Consider the following 25,950-nt stretch of genomic DNA (forward strand, 5'->3'; position numbering starts at 1 on the left):
TTACTTGTCTGTAACTGGGGTGTCAGGATTAAACTTATATTCCCCTTGCCCTGTACCGCCGTAGTCATTAATAAAGCTGTAGTTGACAGTCATTGGTAACTGCATCGGGTGACCAGGATTTTTAATTACCCAATCCGCCTTTGAGTACGGCGCTACCATGCTGGGCTCGAACGGAAATTCTTGGGCATTGCTGACGACTTTGGCGTTGACTAGAGAAATGTGATAGCCCGATTTGTTCTCTGCCGTAACCCGCCAATCAGCGCCTTCTTGTTGCACGCTAAAACTGAATTGATCGGTTGCGCGTTCTATGCCGCCTTTGATGGTAGTCGGCCGATAAAATAGCTTGATCCGATTGCGCAGCATGACGATCATTTGATTTTGATCGGCACTGTTTGCATCTAAGGAGGGGATTTGTACGGTATTTAAATAAAAGACCGATTCACGGTCTTGCGGCAAACCTTCACCAATAAATACCAGGCGTATTGTTTGACCTTCGTTCGGCTCAATCCGGAATAAAGGTGGTGTCACCAGAAATGGCGCTTCTGCAGTTTCAGGAGTAGATTTGTCGTCACCGCTATCAATCCATACTTGCATGACACTAGGTAAACTATCCTGATTAGTCAGTTGAATACTTTTTTCGCGTGCATTGGCAGGGTAAATCACGCGGGTGTTAGTCATTACCACACTAGCCAAAGCCGGAGCCATAGTGAGGACGCTAAGAAATAGTGCCGAGCCGATTATTTTCCAATTTTTTCTCATGATGCTTTCCCTTCGAACGATTTATTTACGTTATTTTTTCTGTTCCAGATTTAAAAATTAAATGTTCAACTGTCTTCCCACTACATCTTCAACCTTTACCCTTGCCTCACTAGTCAACTTAAAAAATAGCTACTTCGTAATCTAAGTAAATAAGCAAACTTAAATCCTTAGTCGTGACATGGTTCGGGGGCTGGATGACTTGTTAAATGAGGGAGTTACTGAAGAGTTTTGACAGGGGCTTGTTCTGGAGGGCAGAGAGCCCTCCAGAACAAGCCGATTTATACTAACAGTGCAGCAGATCTGGACAACTAAGTATTAAGGGTAAGCGACTGAATATTGCACACTACCGATAACTGAGCCTGGTGCCACTGCATCTGTTCCTTCAGCGATATAACGAACACCAAAGTTATGCGTAGCTGTGGTTTCACCCTTTGGCAATACCAAACCAGTTGCTGTGTAGCCGCCAGTTAGGTTGTAGCCAGTTGTTCCTGTGCCATCCAGCAATTGCAAGCTAACACCTTTCGCCTTGCCGGTATTCAGCAAATTACCACCCGAGGTGACATTATTGCCAACAAATGTAGTATTGATTGCCTGATCGGCCGTAGTTGGTGCGGTACAGCCAGTAACGCCAATTGCAAAGGTCGTTGTAGGCCCAAATTTACCTTTTTCGTTCAATGCTGCTGTGGAGATAGTTGGAATGAGTACGGTAGGGTTTGCACTTACACCATTAATGGCGACGGAGCAGGTGGATGCGTTAATTTCACCTTGAAATGTAATGGTATTGGCGCCTTGTGCAAACGCAAAAGCTGGGGCAATAGCTAATAGAAATGCTGTGTATTTCAAGTTCATGATATTTTCCCTAAGAAAAAATGCGGATTTAAAAAACAAATGGATCTTATGGGTAGTTAGATTACCTTCCCATTCAATCCATGATGATATTTTACTATTGAATTATATAAATATCTAGTTTATTTATTAATTAATGTGTTAAAAATTGTTAATTAAGCTAGATAGCTTATGATTCTTTTGTGTGTTCTGTCGCGCTGTTCAACGCAATAAAAGGAGGATTTTTTGAAGTATTGCATGGCTATTTTTTAGTTATTTTATCCATGAAATATAAGCGTGCTGATTAATATATCCGCCTTCGGGCGGTTTTTATTGCCTAAATAGTGTTGAACAAGTCGGCTTAAAAATAATCTAGACAAATATATCTAGATAATATATTCTACTTTCATCGGCTGGCATTCAAGGAGGTTCACAATGACGAAAAATATCCCCATACCCAAACCAACCACGGTTGAAATGAATGTATTACGCTTGGTTTGGCAACTAGGTCCATCCACGGCCAAGCAAGTGCTGCAAGAGGCAGTAAAGGAGCGCCCCGAAATTACTTACGCCACAATTTTGCGGGTGCTGCAAATTATGCATAGCAAAGGATTGTTGATTCGTGATGAAAGTCAACGCTCACATATCTATGCCCCAGCGCAACCGCAAGATGCGTTGCAATCCAATTTAGTTAAAGATTTGATCCAAAAAGTTTTTGCTGGTTCAGGAAAAGCCTTGGTGATGGAGGCATTGCGCACACATGTCAGCAAGAAAGAGCGAGATGAAATTGAAGCATTACTTAGAGAGGATAAAAAATGAACAGCGCATTTAATTACACGTTAAATCAACTGGTATCCGTATTAGGTTCAGCCTTAGTTAATTTTGTATGGCAGGGAGTGCTGATTGGACTAATTACGGCGGCTCTTATGGTGTTGCTGCGAAATGCAAAGCCACAAACTCGCTATGCTATAGCTTGCGCTGCATTAGGACTTTGTATTTTATTGCCTTTGCAAGCAGTTATTTTTGATTCTGCTGATAATGCAACGATGCGCATTTTGGATGATTCGATTGGTTTAACCGCTGGCGGTGCGTTAGCTGCCGTTGATATACCCATTGTCTGGACATGGGCGCAAACGCATTTGATGGAACTAGTTAGTATTTGGGCGCTGTGTGTGGTCTTTTTTTCTATTCGATTAACCGTTGGCCTGGCGTGGGTATCACGGATTTGCGATGCTAGTCACAACACGGTTAATTCTTACTGGCAAACACGACTCAACAATCTCTCGCAACGTAGCGGTATTAAACATTTTGTGCCGTTGCATGTTGTAAATAATCTTGATACTCCGGCAGTGGCTGGTTGGTTGCGCCCCATCGTGTTAGTGCCAGCATCCCTCATTTCCGGCATGCCGCCGGAGCTTCTGGAAGCGTTGCTGGCGCATGAAGTTGCTCATATTCGCCGAATGGATTATGCGGTAAACCTAGTTCAAAGCGCAGTAGAAATTCTACTTTTCTATCATCCTGCGGTATGGTTTATCTCTGGCAAAATTAGGATTGAGCGTGAGCAAATTGCTGATGATATGGCCGCAATACTAATTGGTGAGCCACGACGTTTAGCATTTGCACTGAGTGAATTGGAGCAGCTTAAATTTTTAACGGCTCAGCTTGCTCCTGCTGCCAACGGCGGAAATTTAGTTGGACGTATTAAACGATTAATGCGCCCAGATGTGCGCACGGTTGGTTGGCAATCGTTAATTCCAGCGGTGAGTTTAGTATTAGCCAGCGTTGCATTTTATGCGAATGCTGCACCAGCTAGTGCAGCAACAAAAACAACTCGCGCTACCCTTGATTTTGAACGTTGCGATAAACCAGATTATCCCCTGCAATCTATACAGAGCAAAGAACAAGGCACTGTCAGAATATTGTTTTCGATAGATGCTAAAGGACACGTAGTTGAATCCAAAGTCACTAAATCAAGTGGTCATTCCATGTTAGATAGCGCGGCCGTAACTGGACTGACTAAATGTTCGTTTAGGCCGGCTACTCACAACGGTAAGCCAGTAAGTGCAACGGAGATGGTGGATTATGTGTGGACACTTCCTGATTAACGCTCATTAATTTAGATAAATAAAAATCGATAAGGAAATTTATGCTGAAACATTTTTTCATTTTTTGTATGCTACTAGGTAGCGCTACCATAGTTTGCGCTTCTCAGTTACCAGACTATCCGTTTATTCATTCCGTTGGTAATGCTGGTATTTATGCGCAGCCTGACATTGGAGAAATTAGTTTTGAAATTACCGTTTCCGATGCGGAGTCTGATAAGGCAACGCAGCAAGCTGTGGCCATTAATGCCGATATTTTGGCGTTACTGGCAGCGCAAAATATTCCGGCCGCCGATGTAGAGATTTACGAAGTTCAAAAGAAAATGCGAGCAGTAGAAGGCGTGGATGGAAAGCCTGCAACGGTGATTTGCGATATCAAGCAAAGCATAATCATTAATGTGCGGGATTTGAGCAAATGGGAAGGGCTGACTACGCCATTGCTGGGTACAAATAATCTTGGTAATTTTGATACGTCATTTGAACGGACTGATAGACATAAAATCAACGACGAGTTAATCGCTGCGGCGGTTAAGGACGCTCAACATAACGGAATGTTGATGGTGGAATCTTTTGGCAAACACCTTGGTGCTGCGATGGCGATTTCATCAGGAAAACTAAAGGATGTAAGTATTGCACTTGGCTTGGCAACTGGTGGACTTTCCAGTGATGATGCGCCAAAAGGTAACCCGATACGTAATTTTTTCGCACCTGCTCCACTCCGATTTACGCAAAGCGTGGATGTGCTGTTTAAAATCAAGTGAGAAACCATATATTCGGTTGATGTGGCGACTTAGCGGGTATGACTTATGAAGCAATTAAAAGGCGTTAATTCAAGCGTGGATCATAAATAAACTGCCGCACAATTTTCGCAGATATTTTTTTCGCATCTGGATGCTTTGGGTTAATTAGTACGTTGAATTCTTCCGGCACGATAATCGAAGGTACCAGCAGTAAAGCGGCCGAGCGTCCTTCTAGCCATGTACTGCCAAACTCAATACTAAACATGCCCGGTGGTTCGGCCAGCCAGCTCGGGTCTAGTTCTGCAGCAGTGATTATTTCTCGTTTGTTCCATAATTTAACGGGAACCGAAATCGCAATCAAAAAACGATTGCGCGCGGCGATCTCGCTACCAATATGTGCCAACGTTTCTAACGTGGCTAAAGCGATTGTGCTGGAGCTGTACGTGACCGCGAGCGATTTTTTATTCCAGCGCCCTCCGGTTATTTTTGCACCTTCGCCAGATAAGTCATCGGCGCGAAATAAGGCCGTGTGTTTGGAGATACGCCACAGTTGGACAGAATTCATTGTAATTTTTAAGCCACAACGCCGTATTCGATTCTACCGAGCGTGTCCATTACCAATTCGTAGCCGGCTTCGGTATCGAGTAACGATAATGGTGATTCGCCCCCTAGTGAGCGATTCGACTGTTGCACCCATAGTTTGGCAGCCTCTTCATCTTCCAGAACTTCCAGGGTGCGTGAAAAAACGCGATTAACCCGATACAAGCGATCCCCATGAGCTGTGGAAAGAGGGCTTTGCTGGCTGATATTTTTTTCTATGGTGCTCTTTGGTAAACCAACGCAAGCATAAAACTTATCACGCGGCATACCGATCATTTTTGCGACTTCAATAATATCTGAGGCAGGAATGCCAAGTCGGGTTCTGGCAATTTGCTCCGCACTGGCGCGCAACGTTGGTACGGCGTAGATAGTCGCCGGTTGTTTAATTTCAGGGCTACGTGCGCGTGGCGAAATTGCTTTAGTTGCTGCGTGAGTGGCTGATTTATGAGTAAGTTTGTTTTGCATGATTACTCCTTTAAGACTAAATTTAATCTCATTGTAGACTATTTTTATCTACTTGGCGGTTGGACTTCGTTTTAATATCATTCCAGTCTAGGTCGGGTAAAAATGATTAATCGGAAGTATGTGCCAATTTTCGATGTATTTTTACCTTTGTTGCACAAGCTCTTCAGGTAGAATTCCAATTCCGTTTGTTACTCTGGAAGCAATAATGAATACAGTGATGATGTGGAAGAGATTGGGCTGCATGTTATTTTTATGGGCTGCAGCAAGTTGTATCTCTGCGCACGCGAGTGATTTGCTTAAACCGTGTCGCGTGGATGGCTTTGCACAGCAAGTGCAGTGCGGGCAAATACAACGTCCGCTTAATCCTGATGAGCCAAACGGTAAGCAAATTTCACTACATTTTATTGTGCTAACGGCACAAGATAAAAGTAAAGCACCAGACCCCATTTTTCTTTTGGCTGGCGGCCCTGGGCAGAGTGCAATCAACGTGGCGAGCTGGATGAAAGCCATGTTTGAAAAACTCCAGCGCCGTCGTGATTTGGTATTTGTAGACCAGCGTGGCACAGGAAAATCTGCACCATTGATTTGCCCTGAAAGCAGTGATTTAAAAGGAATCGGTGAAGCAGATCACGAAGTGCAAGAAGCATTGAAATGCAAAACTCAATTAGAAAAATTACCATACGGTGATTTGCGTTTTTTCACCACTAGCATCGCCATGCAAGACCTGGATGCTGTGCGCGCAGCACTAAATTATCCGCAAATAAATTTAATTGGCATTTCATATGGCACCCGTGCTGCACTTGAATATGCACGGCAATTTCCGACCAAAGTCAGGCGTAGTGTTTTAGATGGCGTTGTGCAGCCGGATCAGATGTTGGCTGACGATGATTTACAGAAGTCGTTAGATAATTTATTTAAAGATTGCGCACAAGATGTGCGCTGCCAAAAAGCTTATTCAACTCTGCCACAAGACTGGAAAAAATTGCTGGCTGGTTTGCCACAAAAAGCTCAATTAACACATCCGCGTTTAGGTACTCAAATTAGCGCCACCATTACGCGAGATGATGTTTTAGGCTGGGTGACCGCCATTATTTATTCACCGGTCAATAGCGCAGGATTACCTAGTGCGATCACGCAGGCAGGTAAGGGCAACTTCAATCCAATGCTAGCGTTAAGCGGAACCGGTAATTTACCTAACCCTGGGAGTATTGCATATGGCATGCATTTTTCCGTTGTGTGCGCTGAAGAATATGAGCATCAGTTGCAGGCAACGAAACCAAGTGCAAATAATGATTTTGGGGATTTGCATAATCAAATGTATCTCAAAGTTTGTCAGCAATGGCCACGCGGTAAAGTGCCGGAAGGTTTTTATACCACGCCAGTCAGCGCCACTCCGGTGCTGTTATTAAGTGGCGGCATAGATCCGGTCACGCCACCCTGGCATGCAGATCGGGTAGCAAAGGCATTAGGGCCAATGGCACGCCATATTGTATTGGAGCGTTCAGGGCATGGCATGTTGCAACAAACGTGTTTGTCTGACGTTGCCACCAAATTCATTAATGCCAAAACTGATCAGGACGCACAGAATGTGGACGCTAGTTGTGTGAAGCAAATTCCACGTCCGAGTGTCTGGATTGCTCCGGTTGCACCAAGTAATTCAACTGAGTCAGCTGAACCCGTTAAGCCAAGCACTAAAACTACTTCATCAGAGGCGCAGCCATGATACGCGTTGAAAATCTTTCAAAACACTTCATCCGTCAGGCAAGTGGACGTTGGCAGCGCGGTAAAGGTGAGGTGGTGCAAGCGGTTAAAGATATTAGTTTTTGCGCTGAAGACGGTCAAATTACCGGGTTATTAGGCGCCAATGGTGCAGGAAAAACCACTACCTTAAGAATGATTGGCGCTTTATTAAAACAAGACGGCGGACATATCTTAGTGGACGGTGTTGCAGTGCAAGCGGGGCAGCAGGCCACTCAAGCACAAATGGGCGTGCTATCCGACGCACGCGGTTTATATCCACGTTTAAGCGCTCGTGAAAACATTGTTTATTACGGTGTTTTACACGGTATGTCACGCGAACAGGCGCATCAGCGGGTAGATGTATTAGCGGAAGTTTTGGAATTAAAACCAATCTTAGAACGTCGTTGCGACGGTTTTAGTCAGGGTGAAAAAATGAAAACAGCCTTGGCGCGTGCTTTGGTACATGACCCTAAAAATATTATTCTGGATGAACCAACCAACGGTTTAGATGTATTGGCAACCCGCGCCTTGCGTGAGTTTTTACGCTGGTTGCGTTCGCCAGCTGGCGGTAGTAAATGCATTATTTTTTCCACGCATATTATGCAAGAAGTAGAGCGGCTTTGTGATCACGTGGTTGTTGTGGCGCATGGTAAAACAGTTGCGCAAGGAAGCGTGGCTGCATTGTTGAGTCAAGTTGGTGCAACTGATTTTGAAGATGCATTTGTGAAGCTGGCTTTTGATCAATCGGCTGAACCATCAATTCAAACTCGGAGTGCAGCATGAAGCTTATGTTATCGATCGCTTATAAAGAATTGGTTGATGCCTTACGTGATAAGCGCACCATGTTGATGGTATTTATGGTCACCATTTTCGGCATGCCATTTATGATGGTAATGATGTCTGAAATGGCCAACCGATTTGAAACGCAGGCAGAAAAAAAGGTGATCTGGATTGCGGGTATCAAGCACGCGCCAGAACTACAAAATTTTGTAGAGCGGCAGGGCTATCAAATTAAAGATGCGCCAGTTGATTATGAACATCAATTGCAAACGAAAACCTTGATTGATCCGGTGTTAGTGGTGAGCGATGATTTTCAGGAAAAATTGGCGCAAGGCGATAGGCCTACAGTATTCATCGTGATGGATGTCGCTAATCAGGATTCGCAAACCGGCGTTGCGCCACTTCGGCGGCTAATGCAAGGCTATAGCAGCGAACAAGCCGGATTAAACTTGGCGATGCGCGGCGTTTCGCCAGATATTTTAAACGTGATCGACGTTAAAGAGCGTCATTTAAGCCGTACAGCAGATTCTGGCGCGCAGCTTAAAAGCGTGATGTCGATGATGCTCATGTTTACCATGATATCGGCTGGCTTATATGCTGCGATTGATACCTCCGCAGGTGAGCGTGAACGCGGTTCATTGGAGCCGCTGATGATGAATCCGGTTTCAAGTTGGGCATTTACTGTTGGAAAGTGGATTGCGGTAGGAACGCTCACGATGATGGTGGTGGTGTTTAGCGTATTGAGTATTTTCCCCGCATCGCTTTTAATACGTAACGAAACGATTAAAATTATGCTGCAATTTAGCAGTGCTGAAATGCTGCTGATGATTTTAGTTTTACTTCCATTAGGGCTGTGTTTGGCTGCGGTTCAAATCGCCATTGCGATTAATGGCAAAAGCCACAAGGAAGCTCAGGCACGTTGTACCATTTTGCTCGTTGCCGCTCCGTTAGTTTCCATGATCGGTATGTTCAAACAAGGTGCTGATCCAGTTTGGTATAAATGGGTGCCGTTACTATCGCAGAATCAATTGATGGGGAAAATTTTAAATAACGAAGTGGTCAGCAGTGCAGACATGTTTGCTCCGGTGCTGACCTGTGCGTTAATCACTTTTGCGGCGCTTTGGTATACCAGCAAAAAAATGCGAAGTATTTTGATGTAAGGGTATTAATGAGGTAATTGTCGACGTAAAAACTATGTCAATTCGCGGTGCCGAATTACCACTTGCTCGGTGGTTTTAAAGTGCTGCGCTAGTTGTTCTACCATGTATACCGAGCGATGTTGGCCGCCGGTGCAGCCTATGCAAATGGTGAGGTAGCTGCGGTTGTCGTGTTTAAATGATGGCAGCCATTTTTCTATAAATTGGCTGATGTCGTTCAGCATTTCCTGTGCTTCCGGCTGATCTTGTAAAAACAGTTGAACCGGTAAGTCTTGTCCGGTTAATGGGCGCAGGTTGATGTCGTAATGCGGGTTAGGCAAGGTGCGTACGTCAAACATTAAATCCGCATTTAATGGCACGCCGACTTTAAAGGCGAACGATTCAAAAAGAATAGTAATGTTGCTGCGCTCAATGTTGATCAGTTCCCTGATCCAGCTTCTCAATTGACTTGTTTTGAGACCGGACGTGTCGATGACGTCGGCAATCTCTTCCATCTCATTGAGCATTTTTCGCTCTGTTTGTATGCATTCAATGAGTGTGCGCGGATCGTTGGGATTTTGTCCTGGCAACAGGCGATGTGAAAGTGGATGGCTGCGTCGGGTTTCGGAAAAACGGGCGATCAGCGATTCTGTTTTTGCAGTTAAAAACAGTAAATCAAGCTGATGTCCTGCCGCTTTTAATAGTTGAATACTGTTGATTAAGCCGTTCAGCGAATTGGCGCTGCGGGCATCAATGGCAATGGCGGCGGCTTGAATGCCGTCTTGCGTTAAGGTGCTGATTAATTCAGGTAATAGCGTGGGCGGTAAATTATCTACGCAAAAAAAGCCGGTATCTTCTAATACATTTAAGGCGACAGATTTGCCTGAGCCTGAAATACCGGAAATAAGGAAAATACGCATAAGCCCTCTTTAGCTGGAGTTAATCCTCGTCGTCGCTCATGGCTTTGCGTTGCCGTTCCATGAATTCTTGTAAGGTATCAATGCCACGTAATTGTAATATGGTGTTGCGTACCGCTGCTTCAAGCAACACCGCGATATTTCGACCTGCTGCAACGGGAATGGTTACTTTGCGTACAGCCAAGCCCAGCACATCTTCGGTTTGCGCATCAATTGGTAAACGCTCAAAATTTTCTTCCAATGCACTACGCCGCACTAAATGAACGATTAATTTTAAACGCATTTTTCGACGCACTGCCGTTTCACCGAAAATAGTTCGAATATCGAGCAAGCCCAACCCGCGTACTTCCAGTAAATTTTGTAATAATGGCGGGCAGCGCCCTTCAATCATGTTGGGTGCAATTCGGGAAAACTCAACCGCATCATCCGCCACTAAGCCGTGGCTACGTGAAATCAACTCTAAACCAAGTTCACTTTTACCTAAGCCGGAATCACCGGTGATGAGTACACCAACGCCAAGCACGTCCATAAAAACGCCATGCATGGTGATTTGTTGTGCTAATCGTTTAGATAAAAAGACGCGTAAGAAATCAATTACTTGGGCCGATGGTAGCGGCGTTGAGAATAAGGGGATATTGTTTTCATCGCACACCGCCATTAAATCTACCGGCGTTTCTAAGCCCTGCGAAATGATGATGGCCGGAGTGCCTCCAGCGACTAAGTCACGGAATAAGTGTGCGCGGGTGTTGGATGAAATTCGTTCGTAATAGGCTTTTTCTTGATGCCCCATTACCTGTATGCGGCCGGGATGAATTAAGTTGAGATGCCCAACCTGGTCAGCTGCCGAGGTGGCATCGCCAAAAATAAGTTTATCGCCGCCAGAACAGCCTGCAAACCAACCTAGTTTTAATAAATCACGGTTATCTTCGTAGATATTTTGTATCGACAGGGTGCTTGGGTTGGGCATGAAGTGTGTGGCCGTTGTGGTTAGCCAGTTAGGCCGTTATTTGTGGCTGCCATTCCAGAATCCGGTTGTGTACGGCGACGGCGTCGGTCGCGTTACTCAATTCAGCTCGGATGGTGGTATCGGAAAACATCTCGGCAATTTCGGCAAGAATCGCCAAATGCTGTTTAGTGACGCTATCTGGCATTAACAAGAAAATTAATAGATGAACCGGCTCGCTATCCGGCGATTCAAAAGGAATTGGTTCGGCTAAACGAATAAAGGCAGCAACCGGTTTTTTCAGGCCTTTAATGCGGCCATGCGGAATAGCTACCCCGTGGCCTAGGCCAGTTGAACCAAGACGTTCGCGAGCGAACAAGTTTTCAGAGACAATTGACCTGGCAATCCCGCAGTTGTTCTCAAACAAAAGACCTGCTTGTTCAAACGCACGTTTTTTGCTTGATACTTCGAGGTTCAATATAACGTTAGGTAATGGCAGGATTTTTGCTATATTCGTCATGATGCTAGAAGAGTTTCAAACAGCGCCCCAAATAGTACGCGTCGCGCAAATTATAGGCTTCTTTACGTAATGTGCAATACCAATTGGGTTTTATGTTGGTTATTGCACAGGCCGCCATCAATGGATGCCATTGATGGAATTTTAATAATATTTTTTACTTCAAACTTACTCGTAAAGCAAGGAATAGCACATCGCCATTGCCGGTACCGGATAACTTTGGAATATAACTTGCAACCAGTTTAGTGTCGCGCGTGCCGATTGAGAAAAGTGGCAGAATGCCTGGAAATGGAACGCCTTGCAAAATGTCGGTGCGGCTAATTAATCCAGCGGTGTAACCAATGCCAGCTTCCCAGTTGCCGCCTAAGGACTTCATCCATTGGTAGCTATAACCGGCGGTAATTTGTGGCTTGTAATGGGAATCCGCCATGATCACAATCTGTAGCGACTCTTCATTATCTTTGGAATCGCGCAATTCTTTGCTCATACCTAAGCCCCAGGTTTTTTCATTGAGCTCGTCAATTCGTTCTGCTGTGTAAGTGCCGCGGCCATGATGTGCGTAGCCGGATAAAATTGTGGATAAACGGCCGTTGTCGTACAGATTTTCGGTGGTATTTACCGCATCGTCATAGGTTTTTTTAAACCAGCCAGGTTGCTCGGTTGTTGTATCTGTGTTTGCGGGTGCAGGTGCAGTGTCGCTGGTTTGCGCGTAGGCTGAGCAGGCGAAGCTGAGAAAAAGTACCGCGGAAAAATGACGTAATGTAAAAAATTTCATAATGATTTATTGTCTTGCATTTCTAAGGTTGGAAGGTAATTGATTGCTGGAAAAATTACTGCGCCACGGATTAATATCTAGTCCGCCACGGCGCGTATAGCGCGCGTAAACGGCCAATTTTTGTGGCTTGCAGCCGCTTAAAATGTCAGTGAAAATGCGTTCAACACATTGTTCATGGAACTCGTTATGGTTGCGAAAGCCGATCAGGTATTTCAGCAAACCGGCCTGATCAATCGGTGCGCCGACATAATGAATTTGTACACTGCCCCAATCGGGTTGGCCAGTGACTAAACAATTTGATTTAAGCAGGTGGGACACCAGTGTTTCTTCAACTGGCGACGCATTCAGGTCGCAGCTCAAAAGCGTCACATCTGGATGGTAATTTTCGACTTCAATGTCTAATCTGTCTAGTAATAAGCCGTCTAATTCAGCAAAGCGCTGATGTGAAAATTCTGCTGGTAAAGTTAGTTTAATTTGAACTGAGGCACCAAAACCAGCGGAGATATCTTGCTTTAATAAAGCCAGCAGCGCGTCGGTATCAGCCAGTCGGGTTTGGTTAAACGAATTTAAATACAACTTGAATGATTTAGATTCGATGATGTTAGGTGAATCGGCCGGCACCATAAACGTGGCGATGACAATTTGCGGTTTGCCGCGCAAATTTAGCCATGATATTTCGTAAGCATTCCAAATATCCAGACCGAAAAACGGCAATGTCGACGTGAGGCCGATTTCCGCCCGTTTTTGCGCGCGCGGAATCGGAAATAACAGGCTGGCGTCGTATTGCGTGACGTAGGCAGCAGTTTTTCCTAAGGTTGAATTTTCTGGCGTATTGGATTGCATAGTGTGTTGCCTAAGATTGCGCTAAAAAGAGTTTGTATACCGGGTTGTTGTTTTCATCCCAATGGCGATAACCTAAGTTTGCCAAGAATTTTTTAAATTCTCGCATTTCATTTTTAGGCACTTGCAGTCCGACTAAGATCCGGCCATAGTCCGCGCCGTGATTGCGATAATGGAATAAGCTGATATTCCAGTTGGGAGCCATGCTGGACAAGAAGCGCATCAGCGCGCCAGGCCGTTCCGGGAATTCAAAGCGGTATAACAATTCATGTTGCGCCAATGGGCTTTTACCGCCGACCAAATGGCGGATATGCAACTTGGCTAATTCATCTTCAGATAAATCCAAAGTGGGGAAGCCGTGTTTGATGAAATTCTTAGCGATTTTGCTCGATTCGCTGCGGTTATTTACCTGAACGCCGATAAATATATGCGCAGCCTTGGCATCGCTGATGCGGTAATTAAATTCAGTCACATTACGCGGCCCTACTAGCTCACAAAAACGCTTAAAGCTGCCGCGTTCTTCAGGAATCGTCACGGCAAATACCGCTTCGCGGGCTTCACCGATTTCAGCGCGTTCTGCGACAAAACGCAGGCGGTCGAAATTCATATTCGCGCCACTGGCGATGGTAATTAAATGTTGGTTTTTTAGTGGTGTTTTATTCGCCGCTGCGCGCTCTAAATACGCTTTAGCTCCGGCAACGGCTAACGCACCGGAAGGCTCCAATATGCTGCGGGTATCTTGAAATACGTCTTTGAGTGCGGCGCAAATAGCGTCGGTATTCACCAAAATAACTTCATCGACATATTGCTTGGCGAGGCGGAAGTTTTCTTCGCCAACCAACTTAACGGCGGTGCCATCGGCAAATAAGCCAACTTCGGATAAATCAACCCGTTTGCCAGCGGCCAGGCTGCGCGACATGGCATCTGCATCGAAGGTTTCCACGCCAATAATTTTGATTTCAGGGCGCACTGCTTTGACATAGGCCGCAATGCCGGCTATTAATCCGCCGCCACCGATCGGTACAAAAATCGCGTGAATAGGTTCAGCGTGCTGGCGCAATATTTCCATGCCGATGGTGCCTTGGCCGGCGATCACATCGGGATCATCAAACGGATGCACAAAAGTGAGTTTATGCTTTTTTTCCAGCATTAAAGCGTGGCTGTAAGCGTCTGAATACGAATCGCCGTGCAAAATCACTTCGACGTTAGCGCCACCATGTTGTATAACGGCATCGATTTTGATTTGCGGGGTGGATGCTGGCATCACAATTCTGGCGCGGCAATTGAGCTTGGCTGCAGAAAAAGCCACGCCTTGTGCGTGGTTGCCCGCCGAGGCGCAAATCACGCCGCGTTTTAATTGTGCAGGTAACAGTTGCGCCATGCGATTGTAGGCACCGCGAATTTTGAAGCTAAACACGTTTTGCATATCTTCACGTTTGAAGAAAATGCTGTTGCCATAACGGCTGGAGAGTGTTGGGGAAATTTCTAATGGAGTTTCAAAAGCGACGTCATACACACGTGAGGTAAGTATTTTTTTTAAATAATCTGTACTCATAGAGAATGCCAAATCCGACGCCAAAGAATCGGGCATTATAATCTGAAATTAGCCGTTAAGCCTTTATAGGGGGTGAAATGGATTTCCTTGATTTGTATCTTTGCGTAGGCTAAAAACTTGCTGTATCAAGTCGGGCGCAAGCTGCTGGGTGCTGATTTTACTGAATTAACGGTAGGAGAACAGTCAAATTCAAGAAAACTCATATACTCCACCAATTTTTTGAAAAATTTAACGTATCTAGTGGGCCTTTGGGCGATTGAAAGTTAATTTTTAGGTGGTATATGTAGAGATAGGCATAAATATTAATCAGTAGGCTTGTTTTAAAATAAAATACCCCCGTATAAAAATATTTGAATGGGTTAAGGAGTTTGTTCCTGCAGGAACAAACTGTTGCGTCTGCAGCCGATATATCGTCTGAAACCCCGACTCAACCTAGAGTATTCTGAAAATAAAAAATGCAATAATCCGTTGCAAGTTTACATTTCCAAATAAATTTCCATATCAATTCAATCTAATTTGCGTTTTTCCCCAATTTAATTTGCTTTAAGTGCTGTTTGAGATTAACTCAGGGTAACGTGGTGCAGCGCAATACGCTAGAATGACATTACTTGTTTCTTTCGCCTTAGTTTGCTTTAGTTTGTGTTTTATTGCGCTCTAGCACGTCACTTAATAAAATAAAGATGAATGCACCTGTTCAAATCCAAGCTCTGAATCTTCCTCATCCAGACGCCGCACCAACCCGGTTGCGTGAAATTCCCTACAACTACACCTCGTTCTCCGACCGTGAAATTGTCATTCGCTTACTGGGCGAACCTGCCTGGCATTTGCTGGATACCTTGCGCGTCGCGCGTCAAACGGGGCGTTCGGCACGTATGTTGTATGAAGTATTGGGCGATATTTGGGTGGTGCAGCGCAATCCTTATTTACAAGACGATTTGCTCGACAATCCTAAACGCCGTCAAAATTTAATCGATGCACTGAACCATCGTCTCGCTGAAGTCGATAAACGTCGTTTGGATGACGCAGAACAAGGTGACGACGCTAAGCAACGTAGTCAAAGTGTGCAAACCTTGCTGCAAGCGGCGCGCCTGGCAGTGCAGAAATTTGCTGAAGAATTCCGCAATACCTACGATTTACGCAAACGCGCCATTAGACTACTGGCGAAACATACCGAAAAAGATAACATTAAATTTGACGGTTTATCACGCGTTTCACATGTCACCGACGCGACCGACTGGCGCGTGGAATATCCGTTTGTAGTGCTCACGCCAGATACTGAAGATGAAATGGCGGGCTTGGTTAAGTGCTGCATTGAGTTGGGACTCACTATCATCCCGCGCGGTGGTGGAACTGGTTATACCGGCGGAGCGATTCCTTTGACGCCACGTTCGGCCGTTATTAATACTGAAAAATTAGAAACCTTAGGCGCGGTTGAAATGACCGTATTGCCGGGATTAAGCGCACCTTACGCCACCATTTATTCCGGCGCGGGTGTGGTAACTAAGCGCGTCACCGATGCGGCAGAAAAAGCCGGTTTTGTATTTGCCGTTGACCCAACATCCGCCGAAGCTTCCTGCATAGGCGGCAATGTGGCGATGAATGCTGGCGGTAAAAAAGCCGTGTTATGGGGCACTGCGCTGGATAACTTAGCGTCTTGGCGCATGGTGGACCCAAATGGCGACTGGCTGGAAGTCACTCGGCTGGAGCATAATTTAGGCAAAATCCACGATGTAGCTGTAGCTAAATTTAAACTGGAATGGACTCATCCGGGCCAAAAAACACCTTTTAAAACTGAGCAGTTAGATATTAAAGGTCGCACCTTCCGCAAAGAGGGCTTGGGCAAAGATGTGACTGATAAATTTTTAGCCGGTTTGCCTGGCGTACAAAAAGAAGGTTGCGACGGTCTGATTACGTCGGCGCGCTGGATTTTGCACAAAATGCCGAAATTCACGCGCACCGTTTGTCTGGAGTTTTTTGGTCAGGCCCGCGACGCGATTCCATCGATAGTGGAAATTAAAGATTATCTGGACGGCCAAACCAAACAGGGCGGCGCGATATTGGCCGGTTTGGAACATTTGGATGAGCGCTATTTACGCGCGGTCGGTTACACCACTAAATCCAAGCGCGGCGTATTACCGAAAATGGCGCTGTTCGGTGACATTGTCGGTGACGATGAAAATGCCGTGGCCTTGGCGGCCTCTGAAGTTATCCGCATCGCCAATACCCGGGTGGGTGAAGGTTTTGTGGCAGTGTCGCCGGAAGCGCGTAAAAAGTTCTGGTTGGACCGCGCAAAAACTGCCGCCATTTCCAAGCACACCAATGCTTTTAAAATCAATGAAGATGTGGTGATTCCGCTTGACCGAATGGGTGAATATACCGACGGTATTGAGCGAATTAATATTGAATTATCGTTGCAAAATAAATTGGCATTGGTGCAGTCCTTGCGCCAGTATTTTGCCAATGGAAATCTGCCTCTGGGTAAAAATGAAGATGCAGAAGGTGACGATATTCCCGCTGCAGAAATTTTTGAAGACCGCGTCGCACAAGCACAAACCTTGCTGGATGCGGTGCATACGCGCTGGCAAACGGTGTTGGATCAATTAGATCAACCGTTAGCGAGCTGCATGACGCAATTCGTAGCTATCGGCCTGGAAAAACTCATTCCTGTATTTGAGGTTCGCTTAACAACGCAGCCTGACGCAACTTTATTTGATGTGGTGCAAGACCGCACAATTCGCATCTCATGGAAAAATGAATTACGTGCGCAATTGCGGCAAATTTTTACCGGCTCAGCGTTCAAATTAATTCTCGACGAATGTATCGCAACCCACAAAAAAATATTGCGCAGCCGGGTTTTTGTTGCTCTGCACATGCATGCTGGCGACGGTAATGTGCACACCAATATTCCAGTGAATTCAGACGACTACGACATGCTGCAAGTGGCGCACACTGCTGTGGCACGGATTATGGTGTTGGCGCGACATTTAAACGGTGTAATTTCGGGTGAGCATGGCATTGGGATTACCAAGCTGGAGTATTTAAACGAAGCGGAAATTCAAGATTTCCGCGACTATAAATTGCGCGTTGACCCGGAAGGTCGCTTTAATAAAGGCAAGCTACTTAATTTGCCGGGTTTTGACGCTGATTTACGCAATGCCTATACCCCGTCGTTCGGGTTGATGGGGCATGAATCGCTGATCATGCAGCAAAGCGATATCGGTGCTATTGCCAACAGCGTTAAAGACTGTTTGCGCTGCGGTAAATGCAAACCGGTTTGTGCAACGCACGTACCGCGCGCCAATTTATTGTATTCACCGCGAAATAAAATTTTAGCGACTTCCCTGTTAGTGGAAGCCTTTTTGTATGAAGAGCAAACGCGGCGCGGTATTTCGATTAAACATTGGGAAGAGTTTGAAGATGTGGCTGACCATTGCACGGTCTGTCATAAGTGCGTAACGCCGTGCCCAGTCGATATTGATTTTGGCGACGTGTCGATGAATATGCGTAATTTATTACGCAAGATGAATAAGAAATCGTTTAATCCTGGCACCGCAACGTCGATGTTTTTCCTGAATGCGAAAGATCCGGCCACCATTAAAGCGGCGCGCAAAGTGATTTTTGGCTGGGGTGTAGCCGCGCAACATTTAGCAAATACGCTACTCAAATCTTTGGCTAAAAAGCAGACCAAAGCACCGCCATCGACCGTCGGTAAAGCACCGATTAAAGAGCAGGTAATTCACTTCATCAATAAAAAAATGCCGGGCAACTTGCCCAAGAAAACCGCGCGTGCATTATTGGATATTGAAGACGATAAAGTCGTGCCGATTATCCGTAATCCGCAAACCACTAATGCTGATACTGAAGCGGTGTTTTATTTCCCCGGTTGCGGTTCAGAGCGCCTGTTTTCACAAGTCGGTTTAGCCACGCAAGCGATGTTGTGGCATGTCGGTGTGCAAACCGTTTTGCCTCCCGGTTATTTGTGCTGCGGTTATCCGCAGCGTAGCTCCGGCGATTTTGAAAAAGGCGAAAAAATCATCACCGACAATCGCGTGCTGTTTCACCGCATGGCCAACACCTTAAATTATCTGGATATTAAAACCGTGGTGGTGTCTTGCGGAACCTGTTACGACCAATTGGCGGGCTACCAGTTTGATAAAATTTTCCCCGGTTGCCGGATGCTGGATATTCATGAATATTTACTGGAAAAAAACGTCAAGCTGGAAGGCGTGACTGGTACCCGGTATATGTATCACGATCCTTGCCACACTCCGATGAAATTGCAAGATCCACTAAAGACGGTGAATGCGCTGATTACGACGGTAGATGATCAAAAAATTGAAAAAAATGACCGCTGCTGCGGCGAAGCTGGCACCTTGGCTGTTTCTCGTCCCGATGTGTCTACCCAAATTCGTTTCCGCAAAGAAGAAGAAATGATTAAAGGTGCGGATAAATTACGCGCCGATGGATTCACCGGTGATGTAAAAATCCTGACTTCCTGCCCAGCGTGTTTGCAAGGTTTGTCGCGGTTTAACGATGACAGCGGCAGCACCGCCGACTATATTGTGGTGGAAATTGCCAAGCATCTGCTGGGTGAAAACTGGATGCCGGATTATGTTGCGAATGCCAATAACGGCGGTATTGAACGGGTGTTGGTGTAATGATGACTAAATGTGAACCTTGTGAACTTTGTAGCACGTCCGGTGATGTCATCATCCAAAGTGCTGAATGGCGCGTAATTCTGGTGGACGATGCGCATTACCCCGGTTTTTGCCGGGTGATCTGGACAGCACATGTACAGGAAATGAGCGACCTCAGCGTAAGCGAGCGCACCATGTTGATGAACGTCGTGTGGCAAGTGGAATTAGCGATTCGTGAAGTCATGCGGCCGCATAAAATCAACTTGGCCAGTTTCGGCAATATGGTGCCTCACCTGCATTGGCACGTGATACCGCGCTTTACCGATGATATGCATTTCCCGAATCCAATCTGGGGGCAAGTCGAGCGCAGTGTTAATCCCGGGATCCAGCAAAGACAGTTACTGATACCGGCGTTACGCAGTGCCATCGTTCATCGCTTAACCGAGGATTGAAATAAGTCTACTAGGAAATATTGCAAGCGGGAAAGCGTAATATAAATTCAACTGTAATGGAACCGGTCGGTTATGACGCAGTCGAATCCCACTTTCTAGATGACTATTATTAGGAGTGGGATGTGAAGAAATTTGTAACGGTAGTAATGATGATGGCAAGTGCATTTTTCATGACAATCAATGACGCAGAAGCGAAGCGGATGGGTGGCGGCGGATCAAGCGGCCGTCAATCGCAAAACGTCTCCAAGCAGCAAGCCCCGGCGCAACAGGGTGCTAATCAGACTCAGCCGGCTACACCGGCAGCAGCACCTGGTGCAACTCCGGCAAAATCGGCGAGTCCATGGAAGGGTATGTTGGGTGGTGCCTTGCTGGGTCTTGGTCTGGGCGCGTTATTGTCCAGTTTTGGTATTGGCGGTGCTCTGGCCAGCATGATCAGCACCTTGCTGATGGCAGGTATTGGTGTGGCACTGGTGATGTTTGTCTTTCGTATGCTTAAGAAGAAACCGACATCTTCGCCATTTCAAACGGCCTATGCTGGCGCCAACTCCTACAACAGTACGCCAGAAATCGGATCGCGCTTGAATAGCGATGACACACCGAAAGCAAGGGAAACGATCAACGGTTCCGGTTTCGGCAGCAACGTTGCTGCCGAGGCATCTGATGCCACCTGGGATATTCCGGCCGACTTTGACGTGCCCGGTTTTGAACGTAATGCCAAAACTTACTTTATCCGTTTGCAAGCAGCCTGGGATAAGGCGGATATTAATGACATCCGCGAATTTACCACGCCAGAAATGTACGCTGAAGTGAAGCTGCAAATTCAGGAACGCGGTGCCGGGAGCAATGTAACTGATGTCTTAACGATTAATTCCAAGTTATTAGGTATTGAGACCCAGGGGGCGGATTATCTGGCTAGTGTCAAATTTACCGGTACGATCAAGGAAGCGCCGGACGCGCCGACCGAATCGTTCGATGAAGTGTGGAACTTGGTCAAATCGATGGATGGGGCCGGTGGTTGGTTGCTAGCCGGGATTCAGCAAGTGGCTTAGCTTCTGAATTCATCGCTTAATTCATAACTTTAGCTCCAGTTGATTCAGGTAAACTGGTAAACTAAGGGCCGACTGTGAGATACGGGCGGCCCTTTTTTTATATGCAAAATGAATCCACAATTCAATAAAGGCAAGTGATGATTCCGGCTTTAAAAGCCGCAATTCATGAGCACGTGTCGGCACCAAATAATGAATGAAAGTTTGAATGAACCCAACAGCTATCAACGTACGGATGCAATCCAGATTAGTCGAGATTGAATTTGACGACGTAAAATTTGCCTTATCTTTTGAGCTGATGCGCGTGTATTCACCTTCCGCCGAAGTGCGCGGACATGGCGCAGGGCAGGAGATTTTACAAACCGGTAAACGCGATGTCTCGCTCACGGCCTTGGAGCCGGTCGGCCATTACGCCGTTCAACCGCATTTTACCGATGGTCACAATACCGGCATTTTTAGCTGGGAATACCTGCATTGGTTAGGTGAAAATCAATCGCGCTTGTGGCAAGAATATCTCGATAAATTACAGGCCGCTGGCTTTAGCGGTGATTCCGGGCGCGATGCTCCGATGGAAGTGGCTGGCAAAGGTTGCTCTACTAAGGGTTGAGTAATTAAAAATTCGCAGATCAGGAATGGATGGGTTGCGCCACCAAACGAACACCAAGTGCTGCGCAAACACGACTAATGGTGTCAAAACGTGGTGCGCTATCAGGTCGTAGTGCTTTATAGAGCGCTTCCCTGGTAATTCCGGCTGACTTGGCTATTTCGGTCATTCCACGCGCGCGAGCAATGTCGCCCAATGCTGCCGCAAGTAGGGCTGCATCGTTTGCTTGGAGAATGTCAGTCAAGTAAGCGGCAATGGATGCTTCGCTGTCTAGATAGCTGGCTGCATCGAATTCAGGCAGGTTGGCCACGACTATATGTTTTTTCATGTTGATTCCCTTAATTAATCTAGCAATGCTGCTAATGATTTGGCGCGCTTTATATCGCGTTTTTGTGTACGTTTGGAACCACCAACCAGCAACACGATTATTTGTGTGCCGCGCTGTGTAAAATACACCCGCCAGCCAGCTCCTATGTGTATGCGTAGCTCAGAAACCCCGTCTCCAACCGATTCAACATCGCCCATTAATCCGCGTTCTAATCGTTTGATCCTGGCGACAACCACGCCTCGCACCGTTGTATCGCTAAGGTCGTTAAGCCAATTGGTGAATTCGGGAAGCGGTTTGATCGAAAACATGTGAAAAGTGTATTCGAACGATTACGTGTAGTCAAGTTTTTTAACTTTCTGTTTAAAACTATCTATTGGGATAAGTCAATTTGGTATCAAAGCATAAAACCTCTATAATTCAGCATCTTAGAATTAAGTGAACATCATGACAAACACCACCCATTTTGGTTACAGCACCGTTGAAGAAAATGAAAAAGTCCATAAAGTAGCTGAGGTTTTTCATTCGGTGGCTGCTAAATACGATGTGATGAATGACTTAATGTCTGCCGGATTACATCGGGCTTGGAAGATATTCGCTATTGCGCAAGCTGGCGTGCGGACCGGATTTAAAGTGCTTGATATTGCAGGCGGTACCGGTGACTTATCCAAAGAATTTGCTAAGCAAGCCGGGCCGACAGGTGAAGTCTGGCTGACCGATATTAATGAATCTATGTTGCGGGTTGGTCGTGACCGTCTGCTAAATAAAGGCATTATTACCCCGACCTTACTGTGCGATGCAGAAAAAATTCCTTTTCCTGATAATTATTTTGACCGCGTAACGGTAGCTTTTGGTTTGCGTAATATGACGCATAAAGATGCCGCATTAGCCGAAATGCACCGGGTCTTAAAACCTGGCGGTAAGTTGCTGGTGCTGGAATTCTCAAAAGTAGCTAGTGCCTTGCAAAAACCGTATGACGTATATTCGTTTTCGGTATTACCTTGGCTAGGCAAAATGATCGCGAATGATGCCGATAGTTATCGCTATTTGGCAGAGTCAATTCGTATGCATCCTGATCAGGAAACGTTAAAAACGATGATGCAAGAAGCCGGTTTGGAATGCGTTAATTATTTTAATTTATCTGCTGGCGTCGCAGCACTGCACACAGGTATTAAAATTTAATGATGTAGGCTGGGCTAACGTTCCATCAAGCCAGCATTCTTCGCGCACCAATAAACGTGTTACACAAATATGAACCCAACGTTACTCCTGCCTGCACTTAATCATCTGTTAGCTCAAGAGCCTTGGGCCAGCCAAAAATTGCAACTCCATGCAGGTAAAATCGCTTGCATCGATATGTCGATGTTTTCCTTGCGTGTGAAAGTAACTGCGCAAGGGTATTTGGAATCTGCTCCTGAAGATGCAACGGCGAATGTCACTATTCATGTGAATCCGGCCGATGTGCCATTGATTTTGCAAGATAAAGAACGTGCTGTGTCTTATGTGAAGCTAGAAGGCGATGCAGATTTAGCGCAAACCATTTCTGAACTTGGCAAACATTTGCGTTGGGATGCCGAGCAACAGTTAAGCCAGGTGTTTGGCGATATTGCCGGGCGGCGCTTGGCAAACACTGGCAAAGCCGCATTAAGCAGCTTGCAGGCCAATGCGCAGAAATTGCAGGAAAATTTAGCTGAATATTTTTTAGAAGAAAACCCTCTTTTAGTACGGCCAGCCCGTGTAACAGAATTTGCCCAAGAAGTTGGGCGTACCCGAGATGATGTGGAACGCTTACTAAAGCGCATCGAAAAATTAGAAAAGGCGCGTTAGGATGTTTCGTAAAATTTTCCGATTTCTTAAAATTTTTTTAGTCACAGTGCGTTATGGACTGGATGAAATTGCTTTCTCCAGTTTGGGCGTCGGGCGGGTAGTCCGCGCTTTGGAATTGCTGCTGTTCTGGCGCGATTTAAGTGCGCCGCGTGGTCAGCGATTACGTTGTGCCTTGGAAGAACTGGGCCCGATCTTTGTTAAGTTTGGACAGGTACTTTCTACCCGTCGCGATTTAATGCCGATGGATATTGCCGACGAACTGGCGAAACTGCAAGACCGCGTACCACCGTTTGACAGTGACTTGGCAATAGCCCAAATCACTAAATCGTTAGGCGCACATCCTGATCAATTATTTGCCAGCTTTGAGCGCATTCCCGTGGCTTCCGCGTCGATTGCGCAAGTGCATTTTGCGACACTCAAAAATGGCCGCGAAGTAGCGGTTAAAGTGCTGCGCCCTGGCATGAAAAAAAGTATCGATCAAGATGTGGCGCTAATGCATGTGGCCGCTAGTTTGTTGGAATGGGTTTGGTCTGACGGCAAGCGTTTAAAGCCGAAAGAAGTGGTCGCTGAATTTGATAAATATCTGCATGACGAATTAGATTTAATGCGCGAAGCCGCCAACGGAAGCCAATTGCGCCGTAATTTTGCGGACTCCGATTTACTGCTGGTGCCAGAAATGCTGTGGGATTATTGTTCCAGTTCTGTCATTGTGATGGAGCGCATGAAGGGCATTCCAGTTTCACAAATTGACCAGTTAATTGAAGCTGGAGTCGATTTAAAAAAACTGTCGCGCGATGGCGTAGAAATATTTTTCACGCAGATTTTTCGCGATGGTTTTTTCCATGCCGATATGCATCCCGGGAATATCATGGTGTCGACTGACCCTGCCACCTTAGGGCGGTACATTGCTCTGGATTTTGGTATTGTCGGTACCTTGAATGATTTTGATAAAGATTATTTATCACAGAATTTTCTGGCTTTTTTCAGGCGCGATTATAAGCGCGTAGCACAAGCGCATATTGAATCTGGTTGGGCGCCAAAAGATACCCGCGTTGATGAGTTGGAAGCAGCCGTGCGCGCTTGTTGCGAGCCGATCTTTGATCGCCCATTAAAAGATATTTCGTTCGGCTATGTGTTGTTGCGCCTGTTTCAAACTTCACGCCGCTTTAACGTGGAAGTACAGCCGCAGTTGGTCTTACTGCAAAAAACGCTGTTAAATATTGAGGGTTTAGGCAGGCAGCTCGACCCTGAACTGGATTTATGGAAAACCGCTCAACCGTACCTTGAAAAGTGGATGGCAAAGCAAATCGGCTGGGAAGGTGTCTGGCAGAATTTGAAGATCGAAGCGCCGCATTTCGCCCATATATTCCCGCAGTTGCCACGTTTGATGCATAAGGTACTTACACGTGCCAATGATGACACGCCGCCGCAAGTAATGGAGCAACTATTAAAGGAACAAAAAAATACCAACCAGTTATTACGCACCATAATCTGGTTTGTCGGTGGATTTTTGGGTGGACTTGTATTGTTGCAGCTCTGGTCATTCTTCATGTATTAGGGCTCATTAAAAACGTTGGAGCAGCATGTCAATACCACCCATCTTTGTACAGCGTGACGCAACTATGCCGGAATTCTGGAATGAGCGTTTTGAACAAAAATTTGTGCCCTGGGACAAAGGTGGCGTTCCCCTCGCTGTTCAGCAGTATATTCAACATCAAACTCAACCGGCTGATACGCAATGCCTGATTCCCGGCTGCGGCAACGGTTACGAAGCGGCGTATTTATCTGAGTGTGGTTGGGACGTGGTCGCAATCGACTTCTCACCTGCCGCCGTGGCTAGCGCCCGCGCCGCACATCCAGATTGGGCGGACCGGATTGTGGAAGCCGATTTCTTTAAATACCAACCTGCAAAACCACTCAGCCTGATCTATGAACGCGCCTTTTTGTGCGCCTTACCTCCTGCTTTGCGTCTTGATGTTGCCGCACGTTGGGCAGAATTGTTGCCGACTCGCGGGTTGTTAATGGGATTTTTTTATATCACCGACACGGGTAGTAAAAGTGGCCCGCCGTTTTCGATTAGTCAGCAAGAATTGAATACCTTGTTAGCTCCTCATTTTGTTTGTCTGGAAGATAAAGCTGTAGATGACTCCATTGCGGTCTTTGAAAACTGTGAACGTTGGCAAATCTGGCAAAAGAAATAAATTTATTTTGATCATAAACTGGTTTAGTTTTATTTACTTGACTTGAAGCAGCGTTAGCACGGAAAATTGTCAAAAATAACGGATTATTCAAAATAAAATTCTGAAAATTCGTTGTTTTCTATTCATTTATCATGTATTTATTTGGTTTTCTTTTTACTCCGACT

General features: G+C 45.9%; 26 protein-coding genes. 14 read left to right on the plus strand and 12 right to left on the minus strand.

The features are described from left to right. The gene (locus S2091_RS06930) at positions 1–759 is read right to left on the minus strand and encodes a fimbrial biogenesis chaperone (protein WP_105531072.1); all 759 of its coding nucleotides are present in this window, start codon (positions 757–759) and stop codon (positions 1–3) included. 315 nt (positions 760–1,074) lie between these two features. After that, positions 1,075–1,608, minus strand: a complete 534-nt coding sequence (locus S2091_RS06935) for a fimbrial protein (RefSeq protein WP_105531073.1) — start codon at positions 1,606–1,608, stop codon at positions 1,075–1,077. A 411-nt stretch (positions 1,609–2,019) separates the two neighbouring features. Here S2091_RS06935 and S2091_RS06940 point away from each other — a divergent pair, with 411 nt between their 5' ends. The 3 genes from S2091_RS06940 to S2091_RS06950 are packed head-to-tail and all read left to right on the plus strand — an operon-like array spanning position 2,020 to position 4,447. Next, a complete protein-coding gene (locus S2091_RS06940; RefSeq protein WP_105531074.1) occupies positions 2,020–2,403 on the plus strand; it encodes a BlaI/MecI/CopY family transcriptional regulator in 384 nt (127 codons plus the stop codon). Next, a complete protein-coding gene (locus S2091_RS06945) occupies positions 2,400–3,689 on the plus strand; it encodes a M56 family metallopeptidase (RefSeq protein WP_105531075.1) in 1,290 nt (429 codons plus the stop codon). Before S2091_RS06940 ends, S2091_RS06945 begins: the two co-directional genes overlap by 4 nt. Positions 3,690–3,730: 41 nt before the next feature. Then, positions 3,731–4,447, plus strand: coding sequence for an SIMPL domain-containing protein (locus tag S2091_RS06950; RefSeq protein ID WP_105531076.1), 717 nt, complete (start codon positions 3,731–3,733; stop codon positions 4,445–4,447). Between the two features lie 64 nt (positions 4,448–4,511). On the opposite strand, the gene S2091_RS06955 is transcribed toward S2091_RS06950, so the two are convergent. Next, positions 4,512–4,991, minus strand: coding sequence for an RES family NAD+ phosphorylase (locus tag S2091_RS06955; protein ID WP_105531077.1), 480 nt, complete (start codon positions 4,989–4,991; stop codon positions 4,512–4,514). Positions 4,992–4,999: 8 nt separating this feature from the next. After that, positions 5,000–5,491 (minus strand): type II RES/Xre toxin-antitoxin system antitoxin, encoded by a 492-nt coding sequence (gene parS, locus S2091_RS06960; RefSeq protein ID WP_105531078.1) that lies wholly within the window; start codon positions 5,489–5,491, stop codon positions 5,000–5,002. Positions 5,492–5,696: 205 nt separating this feature from the next. Here parS and S2091_RS06965 point away from each other — a divergent pair, with 205 nt between their 5' ends. From S2091_RS06965 to S2091_RS06975, 3 genes are read left to right on the plus strand one after another with little or no spacing between them, the layout of a single operon-like run. Then, complete coding sequence (locus tag S2091_RS06965; RefSeq protein ID WP_165794936.1) at positions 5,697–7,214, plus strand: alpha/beta fold hydrolase; 1,518 nt, start codon at positions 5,697–5,699, stop codon at positions 7,212–7,214. Beyond that, on the plus strand, positions 7,211–8,014 hold the full coding sequence (locus tag S2091_RS06970; RefSeq protein ID WP_105531080.1) for an ABC transporter ATP-binding protein: 804 nt from the start codon (positions 7,211–7,213) through the stop codon (positions 8,012–8,014). Before S2091_RS06965 ends, S2091_RS06970 begins: the two co-directional genes overlap by 4 nt. Then, a complete protein-coding gene (locus S2091_RS06975; RefSeq protein WP_105531081.1) occupies positions 8,011–9,171 on the plus strand; it encodes an ABC transporter permease in 1,161 nt (386 codons plus the stop codon). The genes S2091_RS06970 and S2091_RS06975 overlap by 4 nt, the downstream gene beginning before the upstream one ends. 32 nt (positions 9,172–9,203) lie before the next feature. Here S2091_RS06975 and rapZ read toward each other — a convergent pair whose 3' ends face one another. The 6 genes from rapZ to ilvA form a co-directional block, all read right to left on the minus strand. Next, a complete protein-coding gene (gene rapZ, locus S2091_RS06980) occupies positions 9,204–10,067 on the minus strand; it encodes an RNase adapter RapZ (RefSeq protein WP_105531082.1) in 864 nt (287 codons plus the stop codon). 19 nt (positions 10,068–10,086) lie between these two features. Beyond that, positions 10,087–11,031, minus strand: a complete 945-nt coding sequence (gene hprK, locus S2091_RS06985; RefSeq protein WP_105531083.1) for an HPr(Ser) kinase/phosphatase — start codon at positions 11,029–11,031, stop codon at positions 10,087–10,089. A 28-nt stretch (positions 11,032–11,059) separates the two neighbouring features. After that, positions 11,060–11,527, minus strand: coding sequence for a PTS sugar transporter subunit IIA (locus S2091_RS06990; protein WP_105531084.1), 468 nt, complete (start codon positions 11,525–11,527; stop codon positions 11,060–11,062). A gap of 154 nt (positions 11,528–11,681) precedes the next feature. Then, entirely contained in the window at positions 11,682–12,299 is a 618-nt protein-coding gene (locus S2091_RS06995; protein WP_105531085.1) for a hypothetical protein, read from the minus strand. A gap of 6 nt (positions 12,300–12,305) precedes the next feature. Continuing rightward, on the minus strand, positions 12,306–13,142 hold the full coding sequence (gene queF, locus S2091_RS07000; protein ID WP_105531086.1) for an NADPH-dependent 7-cyano-7-deazaguanine reductase QueF: 837 nt from the start codon (positions 13,140–13,142) through the stop codon (positions 12,306–12,308). Between the two features lie 10 nt (positions 13,143–13,152). Beyond that, complete coding sequence (gene ilvA / locus S2091_RS07005; RefSeq protein ID WP_105531202.1) at positions 13,153–14,694, minus strand: threonine ammonia-lyase, biosynthetic; 1,542 nt, start codon at positions 14,692–14,694, stop codon at positions 13,153–13,155. Positions 14,695–15,374: 680 nt separating this feature from the next. Here ilvA and S2091_RS07010 point away from each other — a divergent pair. The 4 genes from S2091_RS07010 (at position 15,375) to S2091_RS07025 (ending at position 21,436) form a co-directional block, all read left to right on the plus strand. After that, positions 15,375–19,352, plus strand: coding sequence for a DUF3683 domain-containing protein (locus S2091_RS07010; protein ID WP_105531087.1), 3,978 nt, complete (start codon positions 15,375–15,377; stop codon positions 19,350–19,352). Positions 19,353–19,354: 2 nt separating this feature from the next. Continuing rightward, on the plus strand, positions 19,355–19,783 hold the full coding sequence (locus tag S2091_RS07015) for an HIT family protein (RefSeq protein ID WP_105531088.1): 429 nt from the start codon (positions 19,355–19,357) through the stop codon (positions 19,781–19,783). 122 nt (positions 19,784–19,905) lie between these two features. Continuing rightward, entirely contained in the window at positions 19,906–20,832 is a 927-nt protein-coding gene (locus S2091_RS07020; protein WP_105531089.1) for a Tim44 domain-containing protein, read from the plus strand. A 205-nt stretch (positions 20,833–21,037) separates the two neighbouring features. Further along, entirely contained in the window at positions 21,038–21,436 is a 399-nt protein-coding gene (locus S2091_RS07025) for a gamma-butyrobetaine hydroxylase family protein (protein WP_105531090.1), read from the plus strand. A 19-nt stretch (positions 21,437–21,455) separates the two neighbouring features. Here the strand turns inward: S2091_RS07025 and S2091_RS07030 are convergent, their stop codons facing one another. Both S2091_RS07030 and S2091_RS07035 read right to left on the minus strand, forming a co-directional pair. Beyond that, positions 21,456–21,761, minus strand: coding sequence for an addiction module antidote protein (locus S2091_RS07030; protein ID WP_207769651.1), 306 nt, complete (start codon positions 21,759–21,761; stop codon positions 21,456–21,458). 14 nt (positions 21,762–21,775) lie between these two features. Beyond that, entirely contained in the window at positions 21,776–22,069 is a 294-nt protein-coding gene (locus S2091_RS07035) for a type II toxin-antitoxin system RelE/ParE family toxin (RefSeq protein WP_105531092.1), read from the minus strand. 136 nt (positions 22,070–22,205) lie between these two features. Between S2091_RS07035 and ubiE the strand changes: the two genes are divergently transcribed. From ubiE to S2091_RS07055, 4 genes are all read left to right on the plus strand, one after another. Further along, on the plus strand, positions 22,206–22,940 hold the full coding sequence (ubiE, locus tag S2091_RS07040) for a bifunctional demethylmenaquinone methyltransferase/2-methoxy-6-polyprenyl-1,4-benzoquinol methylase UbiE (protein ID WP_105531093.1): 735 nt from the start codon (positions 22,206–22,208) through the stop codon (positions 22,938–22,940). Between the two features lie 69 nt (positions 22,941–23,009). Next, a complete protein-coding gene (locus S2091_RS07045; RefSeq protein ID WP_105531094.1) occupies positions 23,010–23,585 on the plus strand; it encodes a ubiquinone biosynthesis accessory factor UbiJ in 576 nt (191 codons plus the stop codon). A gap of 1 nt (position 23,586) precedes the next feature. Beyond that, a complete protein-coding gene (ubiB, locus tag S2091_RS07050) occupies positions 23,587–25,143 on the plus strand; it encodes a ubiquinone biosynthesis regulatory protein kinase UbiB (protein WP_105531095.1) in 1,557 nt (518 codons plus the stop codon). Between the two features lie 25 nt (positions 25,144–25,168). Beyond that, the gene (locus tag S2091_RS07055) at positions 25,169–25,786 is read left to right on the plus strand and encodes a methyltransferase domain-containing protein (protein ID WP_105531096.1); all 618 of its coding nucleotides are present in this window, start codon (positions 25,169–25,171) and stop codon (positions 25,784–25,786) included. The last annotated feature ends 164 nt before the right edge of the window (positions 25,787–25,950 follow it).

The sequence above is a fragment of the Solimicrobium silvestre genome (assembly GCF_002976435.1).
Taxonomy (GTDB): Bacteria; Pseudomonadota; Gammaproteobacteria; order Burkholderiales; family Burkholderiaceae_D; genus Solimicrobium; species Solimicrobium silvestre.